This is a genomic window from Microbacterium sp. PI-1, from assembly GCF_004337555.1.
GTDB lineage: Bacteria > Actinomycetota > Actinomycetes > Actinomycetales > Microbacteriaceae > Microbacterium > Microbacterium aurugineum.
The window spans coordinates 91,805-108,937 of the sequence record NZ_SJYZ01000008.1; the positions used below are offsets into that span (position 1 = coordinate 91,805).

Sequence of the window (17,133 nt, forward strand, 5' to 3'; positions counted from 1 at the left end):
CGTGTCGTAGTCAGTGCATAGACTCGACGCATGGGGCTCGGCTGCCGGTCGGAGGGAACACGATGACGAAACGGTGGCTCATGCTGACCGGACTCGTGCTGGCGATCGTCGCAGGGGCACTCGCCCCGTCGGCTGCGTCCGCCACCGATCCGATCACGCTCGACGCCGGGTTCGTCACGGACCAGGCCGGCGTGCTCAGCGCCGACGAAGAGGCGACGGTCGAGGCCCGGCTCAAGGAACTGAGTGAGAACTCGAACGCCGACCTGTTCGTCGTGCTCGTCGACGAGTTCACCAACCCCACAGACGATGCGCAGTGGGCAGACACCGTCGCCGAGGCCAACAACCTCGGCACCGAGCAGTATCTCCTCGCCATCGCCGTCGACGGCCGCAGCCTCTACATCTCCGCGGCAGCCGACGGACCGCTGAGCTTCGGCCAGCTCGACAGCATCGAAGACAAGATGGTTCCGTTCGCCGCCGACGGCGACTGGATGGGGGCGATCGCCCTCGCCGCCGATGAGATACAGGGAGACGGAGGTGCCGGAGCACTCCGCATCGGCGTGATCGTCGTCGCCGTCGTCGTGGTGGCCCTGCTCGTCTGGCTCGTCGTCGCGCTGGTGCGCCGTGCGCGCCGCAGGGCCGAGATCCGCGAACGCGGCGCGATGCCGGAGACTCCCGATCCCGCCGACCCGTTCTCCACGCTCACCGATCAGCAGGTCGAGACGCAGGCCGCGCTCGCCCTCGTTCAGGCCGACGACGCCATCACCTCGAGCAGAGAAGAGCTCGGCTTCGCGATCGCGCAGTTCGGTGAGGGCGCCACGGAGGAGTTCACCCGGGTGGTCGACGCCGCCAAGGCCAAGATCGCCGAGGCATTCGACCTGAAGCAGAAGCTCGACGACGAGATCGAGGACACGATCCACGATCGCCGCGCCTGGCACATCCGCATCATCCGGATCGCCGAGGAGATCGACGATGTGCTCGATGACAACACCGAAGCGTTCGACGCGCTCCGCAAGCTCGAGCAGAACGCCCCGCAGGAACTCGAGAGGGTCCGCGGCGAACGCGCGGCTCTGACCCCCGCACTCGCTGCCGCCGCACCCGCGCTCGCGGCGCTGGCAGAGACCTACGACGCGGAAGCGCTCCGCACGATCGCCGACAACCCGGCCCAGGCGCAGGAGCGCGCCGAGCTGGCGGATCGATCGATCGACGCCGCCGCACAGGCGATCGCGGCGAACAGATCCGGTGAAGCAGCCTTCGCGATCCGCACGGCCGAGCAATCCGTGGCGCAGGCGGCGCAGCTCACCCAGGCGGTGACGGCCCTCGGATCCGAACTGTCCGCACTCGAGACGAAGTCGCGTCCTCTGGTGGCCGAGCTGCAGGGGGACCTCGTCGCCGCCCGGCAGCTGCCCGACGCGGACGGAGCGATCGCCGCCGCGACCTCGGCGACCGCAGAGCAGTTGCAGCGCGCACAGGTCGACCTCGCCGGGTCCGCCCGCAACCCGCAGCGAGTGCTGGAAGCGCTCACCGCCGCGAACGCCCAGATCGACGGCGCCATCGCTCAAGGGCGGGAAAGCGTCGAACGCGCGCGCCGCGTGCAGCAGATGCTCGAGCAGACCCTCGCACAGGTGACCTCCGAGATCCGCGCGACTCGGGATTTCATCGAGACCCGTCGCGGCACCGTGGGCTCCACCGCCCGCACACGGCTCGCGAACGCGGAGGCGAGCCTGACGCACGCTCTGAGTCTGCGGGCCACCGAGCCGGATGCCGCACTGGCCGAGGCGAATCGTGCCCTCTCCCTCGCCCGAGAGGCGACGGCGGCCGCACAGTCGGATGTCCAGGCATACGCCCCTTCCTCCGACCAGGGCGGCTTCGGTGGCCTCTTCGGAGGCTCCGGATCGGCGGGCGGCGGCTCGGGCATCGGCGGCGACATCCTCGGCGGCATCATCGGCGGCCTGATCGCCGGCGGGGGCGGCCGATCCACGAGCCGCGGCAGCCGCAGTGGCTGGCGCTCCTCCGGGGGCGGCGGTTTCCGCAGCTCCGGCTTCGGCGGCGGCGGGGGTTCCCGCGGCGGCGGCCGTAGCGGGCGATCCGGAGGTAGACGCTTCTGATCCGCCACACAGATTCTTACGCCAAGCTCTCGAAGACGCCCTCTGAAAGGAACCACGCATGACCAAGCAGTCCATCTTCGGACGTATCTCGACCCTCGTCCGCGCGAACATCAACTCTCTGCTGGACTCTGCGGAAGACCCGCAGAAGATGATCGATCAGCTCGTCCGCGACTACACGAACAGCATCGCCGACGCCGAGTCCGCGATCGCGGAGACCATCGGCAACCTGCGCCTGCTGGAACGCGACCACGAAGAGGACGTCCAGGCAGCCACCGAATGGGGCAACAAGGCTCTGGCCGCCAGCCGCAAGGCCGACGAGATGCGCGCCAGCGGTGATGCCACCGACGCCGACAAGTTCGACAACCTCGCCAAGATCGCGCTCCAGCGTCAGATCAGCGCGGAGCGCGAGGCCACCGGCGCCGAGCCGCAGATCGCCGCGCAGACCGAGATCGTCGACAAGCTCAAGAGCGGCCTGAACGGCATGAAGGACAAGCTCGTCGAGCTCAAGAACAAGCGCAGCGAATTGCTCGCCCGCGCCAAGGTCGCCGAGGCGCAGACCAAGGTGCAGGACGCGGTCGGCTCGATCAACGTGCTCGACCCCACCAGCGAGCTGGGCCGGTTCGAGGACAAGGTCCGCCGTCAGGAGGCTCTCGCGCAGGGCAAGATCGAACTTGCTGCGTCCAGCCTCGACGCGCAGTTCGAGAGCCTGGAAGACCTCGGCGAGCTCACCGAGGTCGAGGCTCGTCTCGCCGAGCTCAAGGCCGGTGGCAGCGCCCCCCGTCAGGCCCTCGAAGGCTCCTGACACGACCAGCGGATGCCCCGGACCTCGTGTTCGGGGCATCCGCGTTCTCCCTCGGAGGCACCCATGGTGCGATTCCTGGTCATCCCGCAGTGGCAGGGCTCACCCGCGCCACGGGCGATGCTCCTCGTCGACGGCGCGTCCGCGATCGCCGGCGATCTGCCCCGCGCGGCCACAACGGTGCTGGATGTGCCGGTCGAGGCCGGTGAAGCGCTCGGCACGGGCGTCCGCCGTCTGAGTGCGCTGCTCCGGACCCGAGAACTCGTGCACGGTCATATCGACGCCGACACCGTGGTGATCGGCGGCGACTGCAGCGTCACCGTCGCCGCCCTCGATGCACTCCCGGGCGGCACCGAGGATCTCGCCGTCGTGTGGTGCGACGCACACGCAGATCTGCACACCCCCGAGACGTCCCCTTCGGGCGCCTTCTCCGGCATGGCACTGCGCGCGTTGCTCGGCGAGGGCGAGGAGCAACTGGCGCTCTCCCCCGCAATCCCTGCCGACCGCGTCGTGACCGTCGGCATGCGTACGCTCGATGACGCGGAGATCGCGCCGCTCGCGCCGCTGACGAATCTCTCGGTCGCCGATCTCGAGCGCCCGGAGGCTCTGCTCGACGCGGTGCGTTCGACGGGCGCCTCACGCGTGTGGGTTCACATCGACGTCGATGTGCTCGATCCCTCGGACTTCGCGGGTGTGTCGTCGTCCGTGCCGTTCGGCCTCTCCCCCGCAGCACTCAGCACCGCCGTCCGAACCCTGCGCGGAGAGATCCCGCTCGCCGGAGCCACCATCGCCGGCTTCGCTCCGCGGTCCCCGGCCGACGCCGTCGATGATCTCGGCGCGCTGCTGCGACTGATCGGAGCGGTGGCATGACGCCGGACTCGGAGTGGCGCGCAACGGCCGATGAGGTGCTCGCGCGCGGGCGCCGCTTCGACAGACGGATCCCCTCCTTCCTGCTGCGCTCCCCGATCAGCCGACTCGGCTACGCGTGGGGCACCTCCGTGGGCTGGATGTGGGGCGCGCTGTGGAGCACCGGCCCGGTGGAGAGACGCTCCGGGCTCTGGGTCTTCCGGGGCATGCCGAAATGGACTTTTCGCCGCGGCGGGGTCTGTGTCGGAGGCTGCTTCCTGACCGGTGACGCGCGTCCGACCGAAGCCGTGCTGCGCCACGAGGCCGTGCACAAGGCCCAGTGGCTCCGCTACGGCTTCCTGATGCCCGTGCTCTACCTGTTCGCCGGGCGCGACCCGTTGCGCAACCGCTTCGAGATCGAAGCGGGGCTCGAAGATGGGAACTACGTGCGGCGCACCCGCTGAGAGCTACGCCTCAGCGCTGCGCGGGCAGCAGGCCGAAACGCTCGGGCGTGCGGATCTGTGCCGGGGAGATCGCCAGGGAGCCGGTGAGGTGCTCGACGATGTCGGCCGTCCCCAGGTAGCCACCCAGAAGCGTGACGTGCGTCTCGATCTCGTCGTCGCACATCATCTCATCGGCCCACGCGCAGGTCGCCCGCGCCAGAGCCTGTCCCGGCGCGCAGGAGCGACCGCTGCCGGGCGCACCGGTGCGCTGCTCGCGCGCGAGCCAGGTCACCGTCATACGGCCCGGGGCGTCGATCACGCCGATGTCCGCGGCCTCGGGCACCTCGATGAAGATCCGCCCGGAAGCACACAGTGGCAGCGTGGTCAGGAACACCTCGAGCTCGGCGAGCGACTGCTCGTCGGCCGTGACCAGGTGGTGCGCGCGCTGACGTGCGGCGCGACGTTCCGCGCGCGTGCTGCGAGTCTCGAGCGAGGTGTTCATGATGACTTCATCGTACACCAAGTGAAGGCTTGCCTAACCTTGCTCCTGCTGTGAGAAAGCGTGCGCACGCACTACTCGCCCGGCTCGACGAGCGCCTGTGTCAGCGCCGCGAGCTCCCCCTCGGTCATCCCGTTGGCGCGCAGGTACCCGGAGACGGAACCCCAGCGCTCATCCACCTGCTCGAGAAGACGTCGCATCACCGGCGCAGGCGACTGCGTCGCGAGCGCGACGGCATGCACGGCGTCCGGGTGCTGAGACCGCAGGTACTCGGCGATGCGCCGCGTGCGCTGGGCGGGAAGCTGCGATTCGGTGAGCGCGTAGTCGGCGATCACGGCCTCCCTCTCGGCACCGACGGCGGAGAGCGCCAGAGCCACGGTCACCCCGGTGCGATCCTTGCCGACGGTGCAGTGCACGAGGGTGCGCTCGCCCGCGGCGATGATGCGGAGGGCCTCCACCAGTCGATCGCCGCTCTCCTCGAGGAGGTGCAGGTACAGCCCCTCGAGGCTGATGTCGGTTTCGAAGAACGACCGCACCGACCCCAGGAACAGGGGAAGGTGCGTGGTCTCCGGCCCGTCGATCTCCGTCGGCTCCGCCGCGACCTCCTCGCCGTCTCGAAGGTCGACGATGCGCTGCACGCGCTCACGGAGGAGGGCCGCCCCGGCGGGGGTCGCACCGGACAGCTGCCCCGCCCGCAGGAGGACACCGGCGCGGATGCGACCGCCTGCTGCCGGGATGCCGCCGACGTCGCGGATGTTCGCCACCCCATCGACGCGGAGAACGGTCATGCCTGCGCCTGGGACGCGCGCGGGGGCACCGGGTAGCGACCGGCGATCACGATGCGGTTGAACGCGTTGATGGAAACGCACGCCCAGCTCAGAGCGGCGTATTCCTTCTCGGTGAACACGCTGCCGACGCGGTCGTACACGTCATCCGAGACGCCGTCCTCGGAGATGAAGGTGAAGGCCTCGGCGAGTTCGAGTGCCGCCCGCTCCCGGTCGCTGAAAACACCGCTCTCGCGCCACGTGGAGATCTGGGTGAGCACATCGGTGTCGACGCCGGCCGCGACCGCACGGTCGACATGGATCCGTACGCAGTACGCGCAGCCGTTGAGCTGGGAGCAATGGATCATCACGATCTCCTTGAGACGATCGTCGATGCCGTTCGCCGCGCAGATCTGGCCCACCGTCTTCGAGAACGCATCGAGCGCCTGGTACGCGGCAGGCTCGGTCTTGGACAGGTGCACACGCGTCTCACTCATAACTCCATGATATTCGTCGCGCGTCCGCTGGCCCCCCGCTCGCCCCAAGAGGTCGAAATGCAGACTGCTAATCCTGTCTGCACTAGAGGCGCCATAACTACAAGTGAACTCTGGGTTAGATTTAGCTTTTTGCTCTCGCATTTCTCCGTCTCCGGGCGCAGGGAGCAGAATGTGGAGGTGGCGATCGACATCAGCGAGTTCAGCTATCTTCCCGCACAGGCCGATGCGCTCGGCGTTCCGCTCCCTCCGGTGGAGCGTGTCGCCCTCCCCCTCGACGATGGGCGCGCACTCAGCGCGCTGCGGTTCGGGACCGGCGCGCCTCGGGTCACCCTGCTGCACGGTGCCGGTCTGAACGCGCACACGTGGGACACGACGGTTCTGGCGCTTCAGGAGCCCGTGCTCGCGATCGACCTCGCCGGACACGGCGACTCCTCCTGGCGTGACGATGCCGACTACACCCCGCGCACGCTCGCCCGAGACATCGCGGCGGCCTTCGACGCGTGGGCGGTCCCGCCTCAGATCGTCGTCGGCCAGTCCCTCGGCGGACTCACCGGAGCTGCACTCGCCGCCGCGCGCCCGGATCTCGTGTCCGAGCTCGTCGTCGTCGACATCACCCCGGGCATCGACGTCACCGCCGGTCCGGCCGCACTGCGCGAGTTCTATGCCGGTCCGACCGATTTCGCCTCCCGAGATGAGCTGGTCGACAAGGCGATGTCGCTCGGTTTCGGGGGCAGTCGCGCCGAGACCGAGCGCGGCGTCTTCCTCAACACCCGCGTACGCGAGGACGGCCGCGTCGAGTGGAAGCACCACTTCGCGCACCTCGCCGCCCAGGCGCTCGCGGCCCACGATCCGGGCTCGGTGGCCGCGCCGTCCGTGCTGCACGAGACCGGGTGGGAGGATCTCTCCGCCGTCCGCGCGCCGATCACCCTGGTCCGCGCACAGCGCGGCTTCGTCAGCGAAGCGGACGCCGCCGAGCTGCACCGTCGCGTGCCCACCGCCCGCCTGGTCACGCTGGACGCGACACACAACGTCCAGGAGACCGCCCCCACTGCCCTCGCCGCCCTCATCGCGTCCCCCGCCGTCTCCCACGGAATATGACGCTTCGTTCCATACCCGACCCGCACCATCCCACGCATCTCTAGGCTCGATCAAACGGCACACAGCAATTGCCGCACCGAGAGGAAACGCCCATGTTCCGACGTACCCGACGTCTCTCGCTGATCGCCGCGCTCGCGGCGACCGCCGTCATACTCAGCGCCTGCGCAGGCTCCCCCGAGCCGACCGTCACCACGGGCACCGGCACGCCCGACCCCGACGCGACCCTGCACGTCGGCCTGGTCCTCGAGCCGACCAACCTGGACATCCGCCACACCAGTGGCGCCGCGCTCGAGCAGATCCTCATCGACAACATCTACGAGGGACTGGTCAGCCGGACGCAGGAGAACGAGATCGAGGGGCGTCTCGCCTCGGACTACACCGTGTCCGACGACGGCCTCACGTACACTTTCACCCTCAACGAGGGCATCCAGTTCCACGACGGCACGGCGCTCACCTCTGCGGACGTCGTCTCCTCCTACGAGACCGTGCGCACCGATGCCACCGTGCAGGGCAACGCCGAGTTCGCGAAGGTCTCCTCGATCACCGCACCCGACGCGACCACGGTGGAGATCGTGCTCACCGAGCCGGACCAGAACTTCCTGTTCACCCTGACGGGCCCCGCCGGGCTGGTCTTCAAGACCGGGGACACGACCGACCTGAAGTCGGCGGAGAACGGCACCGGTCCCTTCACCCTGACCCGGTGGAACAAGGGCAGCACCATCACCTTCGCGCGCAATGACGACTATTGGGGCGAGAAGGCAGGCGTCGCTCAGGTCGAGTTCCAGTACATCCCCGACTTCACCGCCGGTGTGAACGCCGCGCTCGCCGGCGACGTCGACGTGCTCACCGCCGTGGACCCGAACCTCGCCCCGCAGCTTGAGGACTCCGGAGAGTTCGCTCTCACGAAGGGCCGGACGACCGACAAGGCGACGCTGGCGTTCAACAACCAGAAGGCCCCTCTGGACGATGTCCGGGTGCGCGAGGCGCTGCGACTCGCGATCGACCACGACGCGCTCGTCGAAGCCGTCGGCGCGGGAACGACCCTGTACGGTCCCATCCCCGAACTCGACCCGGGCTATGAGGATCTGTCCGATGTGATCTCCTACGACCCGGAGAAAGCGAAGTCGCTGCTCGCCGAAGCCGGCCAGGAGGACCTGGAGCTCACCCTCACCATCCCCGCCTTCTACGGGACCACGGTGCCGAAGGTGCTGATCTCCGACTTCAAGAAGGTTGGCGTCTCCCTTGAGGTGAACTCGGTGGAGTTCCCGACCTGGCTGGAAGACGTGTACACCAACCACGACTACGACCTCAGCTTCGTGCTGCACGTCGAGCCGCGCGACTTCGGCAACTTCGCCGACCCGGACTACTACTTCGGCTACGACAACACCGAGGTGCAGCGTCTGTACGCCGAAGCCCTCGCCGAGGTCGATCCCGACAAGTCCGCCGAGCTGCTCGCGCAGGCCGCGCGCATCGTGTCGGAGGACCACGCCGCAGACTGGCTGTACAACGGCGAGACCATCACGGCAGTGAGTCCGATCGTCGCAGGCTTCCCGGAGGACTCGATCAACTCGCGCATCGACCTCGCCGGCGTCACCGTCTCCACCGACGGGTAACGGGCGGCCACCCCTCCGTGATCCGATACGCACTCACACGAGGAGCCCTGCTCATCGCAGGGCTCCTCGTGTCGAGCGTGCTCATCTTCCTGACTCTGCGCGTGTTCCCGGGAGACGTCGCGCAACTCATCGCCGGCACCCAGGCCTCACCCACCGAAGTCGACGCGCTGCGTGAATCCCTCGGCCTGAACCGCCCGTTGGTCGCCCAGTACACCGAGTGGATCGGCGGCATCTTCCGCGGCGACCTGGGGACCTCCCTGCTCTCCGGGGCCTCTGTCGGTGAGGAGCTTCTGCTCAAGGCGCAGGTCACCGTGCCCCTCGGCATCATGTCGCTCCTGATCGCCGTGCTGATCGCCGTGCCGTTCGGCATCCTCGCCGCACTCCTGCGCGGTCGCCGCGGAGGCACGGCTCTCAGCGTCGGCGCCCAGGCGCTGGCCGCCGTCCCCGTCGTCTGGGCCGGCATGATGCTCATCGTCGTGTTCTCGGTCTGGCTGGGCTGGCTGCCTCCACAGGGCTTCCCACGCACCGGATGGTCGACACCGTGGCGGGCGATCGAGTCGCTGCTGCTCCCCGCCTTGACGATCGGCATCGTGGAGGGCGCGATGCTGATGCGGTTCGTGCGCAGCGCCACGCTCCAAGCGGCCGGACAGGACTTCGTACGCACGGCCGCCGCGAAAGGCCTCACTCGCACGCGAGCACTCATCCAACACGGTATCCCTGCCGTCGGGCTCTCGATCGTCACCGTCCTCGGGCTCCAGGTCGCCGGGATCATCGTCGGATCGGTCGTGATCGAGCAGCTCTTCACCCTCCCCGGCATCGGACGGATGCTGGTCGCCGATGTCGGAACGCGCGACCTCATCAAGGTGCAGAGTGAACTCCTCGTCCTCACCGGCTTCGTGCTGGTCGTGGGCTTCCTCGTCGACCTCGTGCACCGCGCGATCGACCCCCGCCAACGGGAGGCCGCATGACTCCCCGATGGCTCGCCCGCCTCTGGAGCACCCCGACCGGGCGATTCGGGCTCGTCGTCGTGGCCGTGGTCGCGGGTACGGCGCTCGTCGCCCTGTGGTGGACCCCGTTCGACCCTCAGGCGTCGGAGATCGGAGAGCGGTGGCTCCCCCCGGGATGGCCGCACTTGCTCGGCACCGATGACACCGGCCGCGACATCCTGAGCCTGCTGATGGCGGGAGCGCGCACGACCGTGTTCGTGAGCGTCGGCGCCGGCGTCGTGGCGACGGTCGTGGGAGTCTCCCTCGCCGCGCTCGGTGCCCTCACCGCTCGATGGATGCGGGAGACCGTCGCGGTGCTCGTCGACATCCTGATCGCCTTCCCCGTCCTCCTGATCGCCATGATGATCTCCTCGGTCTGGGGCGGCTCGCTCTGGGTCGTGATCTGGGCCGTGGGGATCGGGTTCGGCGTGAACATCGCCCGCGTGACGCGACCGGAACTGCGCCGCGTGCAGCAGAGCGACTTCGTGCTGGCCGGTCGAGCCGCGGGGCTGACTCCGTCGCAGAGCCTGGTCCGCCACCTGCTGCCGAACGTCGCACCGGTCTTCATCGTGCAGCTCTCGTGGTCGATGGCCGTCGCCGTCCTCGCCGAGGCAGGGCTGTCGTACCTCGGCTTCGGTGCCTCCGTGGTCGAACCGAGCTGGGGGCTGTTGCTCGCCGACCTCCAGCGCTACATCGGGGTGCATCCGCTCTCGGTGATCTGGCCCGGTCTCGCGATCACGATCACCGTGCTCGCGCTGAACCTCCTCGGTGACGGCCTGCGCGAGGCGACCGACCCGACCCTGCGGCACCGTTCCGCCGAAGTCCATACCCCGGGGGTGGTCGCATGAGTCTCTCCGTGGAAGACCTCGTGATCGAGATCGACGGGCGCCGCGTCGTCGATGGCATCTCGTTCGAGGTTCCGGACGGTGCGCGCCTGGGTCTGATCGGCGAGTCCGGTTCCGGCAAGTCGCTCACCGCTCTCGCCGTGCTCGGCCTCCTCCCCGACGGTGCGAGCGCGTCCGGCAGTATCCGCTGGAACGGCGTGGAACTGATCGGAATGCCCGATCGCGAGCTGGCCCGGTTGCGCGGCGACGACATCGGCATCGTGTTCCAAGAGCCCCGCACGGCGCTGAACCCCATCCGCACCGTCGGGCGACAGATCGCGGAATCGATCCGCATCCACGAGGGAGTCGGTCGCCGCGAGGGCCGGGAGCGCGCGATCGCCGAGGCCGCGCGCGTGCGTCTGCCGGATCCGGAGTCGATCGTCGACCGGTATCCGCACCAGCTCTCGGGTGGTCAGCGGCAGCGCGTCGCGATCGCCATGGCACTCGCCTGCCGTCCGCGCCTGCTCATCGCCGACGAACCGACGACCGCACTCGACGTCACGATCCAGGCCGAGATCCTGTCGCTCCTGCTCGCCCTCGTCGCCGAGGAGGGCATGTCCCTCGTCTTCATCACCCACGATCTCGCCGTGCTCGCTCAGGTCGCGACCGTGGGCGTCGTGCTCGAGCGCGGGCGCGTCGCGGAGTCGGGGGCGGTGTCGACTCTCCTCTCGGCCCCCTCCTCCCCGATCACACAGGGGCTGCTGCGGGACGCGACAGCGACCCTGTGGCGCCCGGACGGCGGTGTCTCGTGACCCTGATCGAAGCGCGGGGACTCGGACGGGATCACCGCCTCCCGAAGCGCTCCCTGTTCGAGCGCCCCCGAACGCAGACCGCGCTGTTTCCGACCGACCTGGAGGTCGCCGAGGGCTCATCCGTGGGGATCATCGGCGAATCGGGGTCGGGGAAGTCGACCCTGGTCCGACTCCTCCTGGGGCTCGATCGAGCGACATCCGGCATCGTCACCATCGACGGACGCCCCGTGGACGCCGCCGCATCCGCGAAGTCTCTGCATTGGCTGCGCCGCGAGACCGGGATGGTGTTCCAAGACCCGTTCGCCTCGCTCGATCCGCGCATGACGGCCGGGCAGATCATCCGCGAACCCCTCTGGGCGCTCGGCATCGACGGCGATCACCGAGCGAGGGTCCGCGAGGTCCTCGCACAGGTCGGCCTGGAGCCCGAGATGGGCGATCGCTACCCGCACGAGTTCTCCGGTGGTCAACGCCAGCGGATCGCGCTCGCCCGGGCGATCGTGCATCGACCTCGCATCCTCGTGGGTGATGAGCCCCTCTCCGCCCTCGACGTGACGGTGCGCGCGCAGATCCTGGATCTGCTGATGGAGCTTCGCCGGACGACGGACCTCACGCTCCTTCTGGTGTCGCACGACATCGGTGTGGTGCAGAACCTGTGCGACAGCGTCGCGGTGATGAAGGACGGCCGCATCGTCGAACGGGGATCGACGGAGGAGGTCCTCCTGCACCCCGCACAGGAGTACACGAAGTCCCTGCTGGCGGCGATCCCGGTGATCCCGCGCTCCGGAAACGTCTGAGCGCACATCGTCTCCGCCGGTCGCCCTGCTCAGCGACGTGCCCCGAAGAGGCTTCCGCGCCGCCGTCCCGTCGGCTTGAGCACGCGCCGCATGTACACGGTGCCGAGCTCGCGGCCGAACTTGTACCCGACGCGCCCCATGCGCCCGGCCTCAACGAAACCGAGCTTCTCGTGAAGCCGTATCGACGCCTCTGCGCCGCGATCGCTGATGACGGCGACCATCTCTCGCAGCCCGATCTGCTCACACGCATCGATCAGTGCCCGCAGCAGTGCGGCTCCGAGCCCCTTCCCGCCGGCCCCCGGGCCCAGGTAGATCGAGTCTTCGACGGTGTACTTGTAGGCGTTCTTCCCCGCCCACGGTTGGGCGAGCGCGTATCCCATCACGACGCCGCCCGGGGACACGGCGACGAGGAAGGGCAGCTCCAACCGCGTGAGCAGCGCGTACTTCTCGCGCCAGTACGGGATGCTGCTGCGTCGCTCATCGAGTGTGACCGCGGAATTGCTCACGAAGTGGTTGTAGATCTCTCGCACGTGAGGCAGATCAGCCGGGCGGACCGGCCGGATCGTGTACGCGAAGATCTCGGGCGCGGCCTGCGGGCGAAGGTGGCGCGGGAGGACGCGGCGACGGTCTCCCGGTTCGAACTGCATGCGCTCAGCTTAGAGACGGAGCGGCTTCGCCTTCCACCCTCCAGTCCACGGCTTCGGCCCCCTGTTCCGCGAGCAGGGCATTCGCACGCGAGAACGGCCGGGATCCGAAGAACCCGCGGCTCGCCGACAGCGGGGAGGGATGGGCCGAGACGATCACCGGCGTGTCACCGAGCATCGGCTGCAGATTCGCCGCGTCCTTGCCCCAGAGCACGGCCACGAGAGGCTGATCCCGGGCGACGAGGGTTCTGATCGCGAGTTCGGTGACCTTCTCCCACCCCCAGCCTCGGTGCGAGGCGGCCGCCCCTGGACGGACGGTCAGAACGCGGTTGAGCAAGAGCACGCCCTGATCGCTCCAGGCGGTGAGATCACCGTGCGGCGCCGGCGGTATGCCGAGGTCGCTCTCCCGCTCCTTGTAGATGTTCGTGAGGCTGCGCGGCAGCGGCCGTACCTCACGGTCCACCGCGAACGACAGGCCGATGGGATGACCGGGCGTCGGGTACGGGTCCTGCCCCGTGATCAGCACGCGCACGTCCGCGAGGGGCCGCTCGAACGCCCGAAGGACGTCCTCCCCGGCAGGCAGGTACCCGTGCCCGGCATCCTGTTCCGCCCGGAGCCTCTCCCCGAGTCCGGTTATCGTCTCCTGGACCGGGGCGAGTGCTTCCGCCCAGCCCGCGTCGATGAGGCCGTCCGCAGCGAGCTCGGCCAGCGTCCGCGCCATCGTCAGTCGATCGAGCGCACGCGCAGCGGTCCGCGGGCGAGCAGGTGCTGAGCGGATTGGGCCACCGGACGCATCGTGACGAGGTCGAGGTTCACATGCCCCGGTGCCTCCAGCGCATAGGTGATGACATCCGCGACATCCTCCGCGAGGAGCGGTGCGTCGACGCCGGCGTACACGGCCTCTGCGGCCACGGCGTCGCCGCCCAGCCGGTTCAGCGTGAACTCCTCGGTGTGCACCATGCCGGGCGCGACCTCGACCACCCGGATCGGCTCGCCGTTCAACTCCTGGCGGAGCACCTTGACCAGCATGCCCTCGGCGGCCTTCGCCGCGTTGTACCCGGCTCCCCCCGCATACGCCGATTGGGCGGCCGTGGAGGTGACGAAGACCGTGTCCGCGTGCCCGTCCGCGTCGGCAGCTCGGCGCAGCAGCGGGAGCAGTCCCGCCACGAGCCGCTGCGTCGCGAGCACGTTCGCATCGAACATCCACTGCCAGTCCTCGACCGAGGCGTCTTCGATGCGATCAGTCCCGCGCGCACCGCCGGCCACCTGCACGAGCGCGTGCACCGGGCCCGACTCCGCGAGCGTGGAGACGAGCGCGTCGACGGCAGCCGGGTCGGTCAGATCGCAGGCGATCACGGAGGCTCCGGTCTCCGCGGCGAGCGCGGACAGACGGTCCTTGCGCCTGGCGACCCCGACCACATCCCATCCCCGCGACCGGAGTGCGCGCACCGTCGCCGCGCCGATCCCCGAACTCGCCCCTGTCACCACTGCACGTCTGTTGGCCATGCCTCCACCGTACGATGTTCGCCCCGGATTGCGGAGTCCCCCACGGGCTGTCGCGGATCCCTCGCTCGCGCGACGGCGGGCACCGCTCTGTTACGTCACATTTCTCCCTCACTGTTGACACCGAGCGATATTCCGTACTCTCGCAGCAACGGCATCCGCCATCCGACCTTCCGACCACTCCTGGGGGAATCACATGTCCGCACCTGAGTCCTGGCGCTTCGAGACCAAGCAGATCCACTCCGGCGCCGCCCCCGACCCGGTCACGAAGGCGCGCGCCACGCCGATCTATCAGACCACCTCGTATGTCTTCGACAGCGCGGATCACGCGGCGAACCTCTTCGCCCTGGCGGAGTTCGGCAACATCTACACCCGCATCCAGAACCCGACCCAGGACGTGCTGGAGCAGCGGCTCGCCGCACTCGAAGGCGGCACCGGCGCGCTCGTGCTCGCCAGCGGACAGGCGGCCTCGACCTTCGCCATCCTGAACATCGCGCAGGCCGGAGACCACTTCGTCGCCTCGAGCTCGATCTACGGCGGCACCTACAACCTCTTCAAGTACACCCTCGCGAAGCTCGGCATCGAGGTCACGTTCGTCGAGAACCAGGACGACCCCGAGGAATGGCGCCGCGCCGTCCGTCCGAACACGAAGCTGTTCTTCGCAGAGACGATCGGCAACCCGCAGATCAACATCCTCGACATCCGTACCGTCGCCGACGTGGCGCACGAGAACGGCGTGCCGCTGATCGTCGACAACACCATCGCCACCCCGTACCTGATCCGTCCGTTCGAGTTCGGTGCCGACATCGTCGTGCACTCGGTCACGAAGTTCCTCGGTGGCCACGGCACGACCATCGGCGGAGTCATCATCGACGGCGGCACGTTCGAGTGGTCGAAGAACGTCGACAAGTTCCCCGGCCTCACGGTCCCGGACCCCTCGTACCACGGCGCCAGCTACACCGCCGCCGTCGGCGACCCCCTCGCGTACATCATCAAGGCCCGTGTGCAGCTGCTGCGCGACCTCGGCTCCGCGATCGCGCCGCAGAGTGCGTGGAACCTCATCCAGGGCGTCGAGACGCTGTCGCTGCGCATCGAGCGTCACGTGCAGAACGCCCAGGAGATCGCCGAGTGGCTCGACGGCCGTGACGATGTCGCGACGGTCAACTACTCGGGGCTGCCCTCCTCGCCCTGGTACGCCAAGGCGAACGAGTACGCTCCCAAGGGTGTCGGTGCCGTGCTGTCGTTCGAGCTGAAGGGCGGCGTGGAGGCCGGGCGCGAGTTCGTGAACAGCCTGTCTCTGTTCAGCCACCTCGCCAACATCGGCGACGTCCGCTCGCTCGTCATCCACCCGGCCTCGACCACCCATGCACAGCTCACCCCCGAGCAGCAGCTCACGGCCGGTGTCACACCGGGCCTCGTGCGCCTCTCGGTCGGCATCGAGAACATCGAGGACCTCAAGGCCGACCTGGATCAGGCTCTCGCCGCGGCACGCGCCGTGTCGGAGGCCGCCCGCGCCTGACCCCCGCTGTTCCGGTCGGCACCCCGTCCTACCGTCGACGCCCCTCCTGAATCACGGCTCTCAGGAGGGGCGTCGACGGTGTGCGGGGGCGTCGACCGAGAGTGGGGGGCGCGAGAGATCGGGGCGTAACCTGCCGCCGAAGTGTGCCGGGTCACGCGACAATGGAGGGATGGACTGGCAGACGACCTCCGAGGACACGGTGCCGTCGGCACCCGTGACGGAGGCCGACGTCCGTCTCCTCCGCGCCCGCCCCCCGGCGACCGGAGCCTGGCGTGATGGTGACCCGGTCGGCGGCAGGCGCTTCGCCGCCTTCGGAGCCTTCGCCACGGAGAGCGGTGCGGAGCTGCCCGGTATCCGGATCGCCTACGAGTCCTGGGGCGAGCTGAACGCCGCCCGCGACAACGCGATCCTCGTCCTCCATGCACTCACGGGCGACAGCCATCTGCGTGGCCCCGCAGGAGCGGGCCATCCGACCGCGGGCTGGTGGGAGGACATCACGGGCCCCGGCGCCCCCCTCGACACCGATCGCTGGTTCGTGATCGCGCCGAACATGCTGGGCGGCTGCCAGGGCTCCACGGGCCCGGCGAGTGTCGCCCCGGACGGCTACGAGTGGGCATCGCGATTCCCCTACCTGACGATCCGCGATCAGGTGGCGGCGCAGGTGCGGCTCGCTGATGCGCTGGGAATCGACACGTGGGCGGCGGTCATCGGCGGCTCGATGGGGGGCATGCATGCCCTGGAGTGGGCCGCCACCCACCCCGAGCGCGTGCAGCGGCTCGCGGTCCTCTCCTCTCCGCCGGTGACGACGGCCGACCAGATCGCGCTGAACACCGTGCAGCTGGAGACCATCCGCATGGATCCGCGGTTCCAGGGCGGCGAGTACTACGACCTGTCCGACGGCGACGGCCCCCACCGCGGTCTCGCCCTGGCGCGGCGCATGGCCCTGCTGAACTACCGCAGCCCGATCGAGCTCAACCAACGCTTCCAGCGGTCCTGGCAGTCGGAGGTATCGCCGCTCGGGCACGGCGGGCGCTTCGCGGTCGAGTCGTACCTGGACTTCCACGGCAACAAGTTCACCCGCCGCTTCGACGCCAACAGCTACATCACCCTCGTCGAAGCCATGAACTCGCATGACGTCGGGCGGGAGCGCGGGGGTGTCGAAGAAGCTCTGCGGGCGGTCACGGCGACCACGCTGGTCCTCGGGATCGACAGCGACCGGCTGTTCCCCGTCGACGGGCAGCAGCGCATCGCCCGCAGCATTCCGCACGTGATCGACGACGAGGCCGTGGTGCTCACCAGCGACTTCGGACACGACGGGTTCCTGATCGAGACCGAAGCCGTCGGGTCCCACCTCCGCCGGCTCCTCGACAGCTGAGCCTCCCGAACG

18 protein-coding genes are annotated in these 17,133 nt (G+C 69.1%); 12 read left to right on the forward strand and 6 right to left on the reverse strand.

The features are described 5' to 3' along the window. Positions 1-62: 62 nt before the first annotated feature. From E0W80_RS09035 to E0W80_RS09050, 4 genes are all read left to right on the forward strand, one after another. Complete coding sequence (locus tag E0W80_RS09035; protein WP_131492181.1) at positions 63-2,105, forward strand: TPM domain-containing protein; 2,043 nt, start codon at positions 63-65, stop codon at positions 2,103-2,105. Positions 2,106-2,163: 58 nt separating this feature from the next. Continuing rightward, the gene (locus tag E0W80_RS09040) at positions 2,164-2,907 is read left to right on the forward strand and encodes a PspA/IM30 family protein (RefSeq protein WP_131492182.1); all 744 of its coding nucleotides are present in this window, start codon (positions 2,164-2,166) and stop codon (positions 2,905-2,907) included. 63 nt (positions 2,908-2,970) lie between these two features. Continuing rightward, a complete protein-coding gene (locus E0W80_RS09045) occupies positions 2,971-3,774 on the forward strand; it encodes an arginase family protein (protein ID WP_131492183.1) in 804 nt (267 codons plus the stop codon). Next, on the forward strand, positions 3,771-4,214 hold the full coding sequence (locus E0W80_RS09050; protein ID WP_047524086.1) for a hypothetical protein: 444 nt from the start codon (positions 3,771-3,773) through the stop codon (positions 4,212-4,214). Before E0W80_RS09045 ends, E0W80_RS09050 begins: the two co-directional genes overlap by 4 nt. Before the next feature lie 10 nt (positions 4,215-4,224). Here the strand turns inward: E0W80_RS09050 and E0W80_RS09055 are convergent, their stop codons facing one another. The 3 genes from E0W80_RS09055 to E0W80_RS09065 all read right to left on the reverse strand — a co-directional run bounded on the left by E0W80_RS09055 (position 4,225) and on the right by E0W80_RS09065 (position 5,953). After that, a complete protein-coding gene (locus tag E0W80_RS09055; RefSeq protein ID WP_081997082.1) occupies positions 4,225-4,695 on the reverse strand; it encodes an SIP domain-containing protein in 471 nt (156 codons plus the stop codon). A 71-nt stretch (positions 4,696-4,766) separates the two neighbouring features. Next, positions 4,767-5,480, reverse strand: coding sequence for a tyrosine-protein phosphatase (locus E0W80_RS09060; RefSeq protein ID WP_131492184.1), 714 nt, complete (start codon positions 5,478-5,480; stop codon positions 4,767-4,769). Then, entirely contained in the window at positions 5,477-5,953 is a 477-nt protein-coding gene (locus E0W80_RS09065; protein WP_047524084.1) for a carboxymuconolactone decarboxylase family protein, read from the reverse strand. Before E0W80_RS09065 ends, E0W80_RS09060 begins: the two co-directional genes overlap by 4 nt. Positions 5,954-6,124: 171 nt before the next feature. On the opposite strand from E0W80_RS09065, the gene E0W80_RS09070 reads away from it, so the two are divergent. From E0W80_RS09070 to E0W80_RS09095, 6 genes are all read left to right on the forward strand, one after another. Further along, a complete protein-coding gene (locus tag E0W80_RS09070; protein ID WP_240740500.1) occupies positions 6,125-7,051 on the forward strand; it encodes an alpha/beta hydrolase in 927 nt (308 codons plus the stop codon). 92 nt (positions 7,052-7,143) lie between these two features. Further along, complete coding sequence (locus E0W80_RS09075) at positions 7,144-8,664, forward strand: ABC transporter substrate-binding protein (RefSeq protein ID WP_047524083.1); 1,521 nt, start codon at positions 7,144-7,146, stop codon at positions 8,662-8,664. A gap of 17 nt (positions 8,665-8,681) precedes the next feature. Then, the gene (locus tag E0W80_RS09080; RefSeq protein WP_131492186.1) at positions 8,682-9,632 is read left to right on the forward strand and encodes an ABC transporter permease; all 951 of its coding nucleotides are present in this window, start codon (positions 8,682-8,684) and stop codon (positions 9,630-9,632) included. Beyond that, positions 9,629-10,498, forward strand: coding sequence for an ABC transporter permease (locus E0W80_RS09085; protein ID WP_131492187.1), 870 nt, complete (start codon positions 9,629-9,631; stop codon positions 10,496-10,498). Before E0W80_RS09080 ends, E0W80_RS09085 begins: the two co-directional genes overlap by 4 nt. Then, positions 10,495-11,286: an ABC transporter ATP-binding protein gene (locus tag E0W80_RS09090; RefSeq protein ID WP_131492188.1), complete on the forward strand. Its 792-nt coding sequence runs from the start codon at positions 10,495-10,497 to the stop codon at positions 11,284-11,286. Before E0W80_RS09085 ends, E0W80_RS09090 begins: the two co-directional genes overlap by 4 nt. Beyond that, positions 11,283-12,080, forward strand: a complete 798-nt coding sequence (locus E0W80_RS09095) for an ABC transporter ATP-binding protein (protein WP_131492189.1) — start codon at positions 11,283-11,285, stop codon at positions 12,078-12,080. Before E0W80_RS09090 ends, E0W80_RS09095 begins: the two co-directional genes overlap by 4 nt. A gap of 29 nt (positions 12,081-12,109) precedes the next feature. On the opposite strand, the gene E0W80_RS09100 is transcribed toward E0W80_RS09095, so the two are convergent. From E0W80_RS09100 to E0W80_RS09110, 3 genes are read right to left on the reverse strand one after another with little or no spacing between them, the layout of a single operon-like run. Beyond that, a complete protein-coding gene (locus E0W80_RS09100; protein WP_131492190.1) occupies positions 12,110-12,727 on the reverse strand; it encodes a GNAT family N-acetyltransferase in 618 nt (205 codons plus the stop codon). Positions 12,728-12,731: 4 nt separating this feature from the next. Further along, a complete protein-coding gene (locus E0W80_RS09105) occupies positions 12,732-13,445 on the reverse strand; it encodes a uracil-DNA glycosylase (protein ID WP_131492191.1) in 714 nt (237 codons plus the stop codon). Between the two features lie 2 nt (positions 13,446-13,447). Then, on the reverse strand, positions 13,448-14,230 hold the full coding sequence (locus E0W80_RS09110) for an SDR family oxidoreductase (protein WP_194239207.1): 783 nt from the start codon (positions 14,228-14,230) through the stop codon (positions 13,448-13,450). 193 nt (positions 14,231-14,423) lie between these two features. Here E0W80_RS09110 and E0W80_RS09115 point away from each other — a divergent pair, with 193 nt between their 5' ends. Then, positions 14,424-15,746 (forward strand): bifunctional o-acetylhomoserine/o-acetylserine sulfhydrylase, encoded by a 1,323-nt coding sequence (locus E0W80_RS09115; RefSeq protein ID WP_131492192.1) that lies wholly within the window; start codon positions 14,424-14,426, stop codon positions 15,744-15,746. Positions 15,747-15,915: 169 nt separating this feature from the next. After that, positions 15,916-17,121: a homoserine O-acetyltransferase gene (locus E0W80_RS09120; RefSeq protein ID WP_131492193.1), complete on the forward strand. Its 1,206-nt coding sequence runs from the start codon at positions 15,916-15,918 to the stop codon at positions 17,119-17,121. Positions 17,122-17,133: the final 12 nt, after the last annotated feature.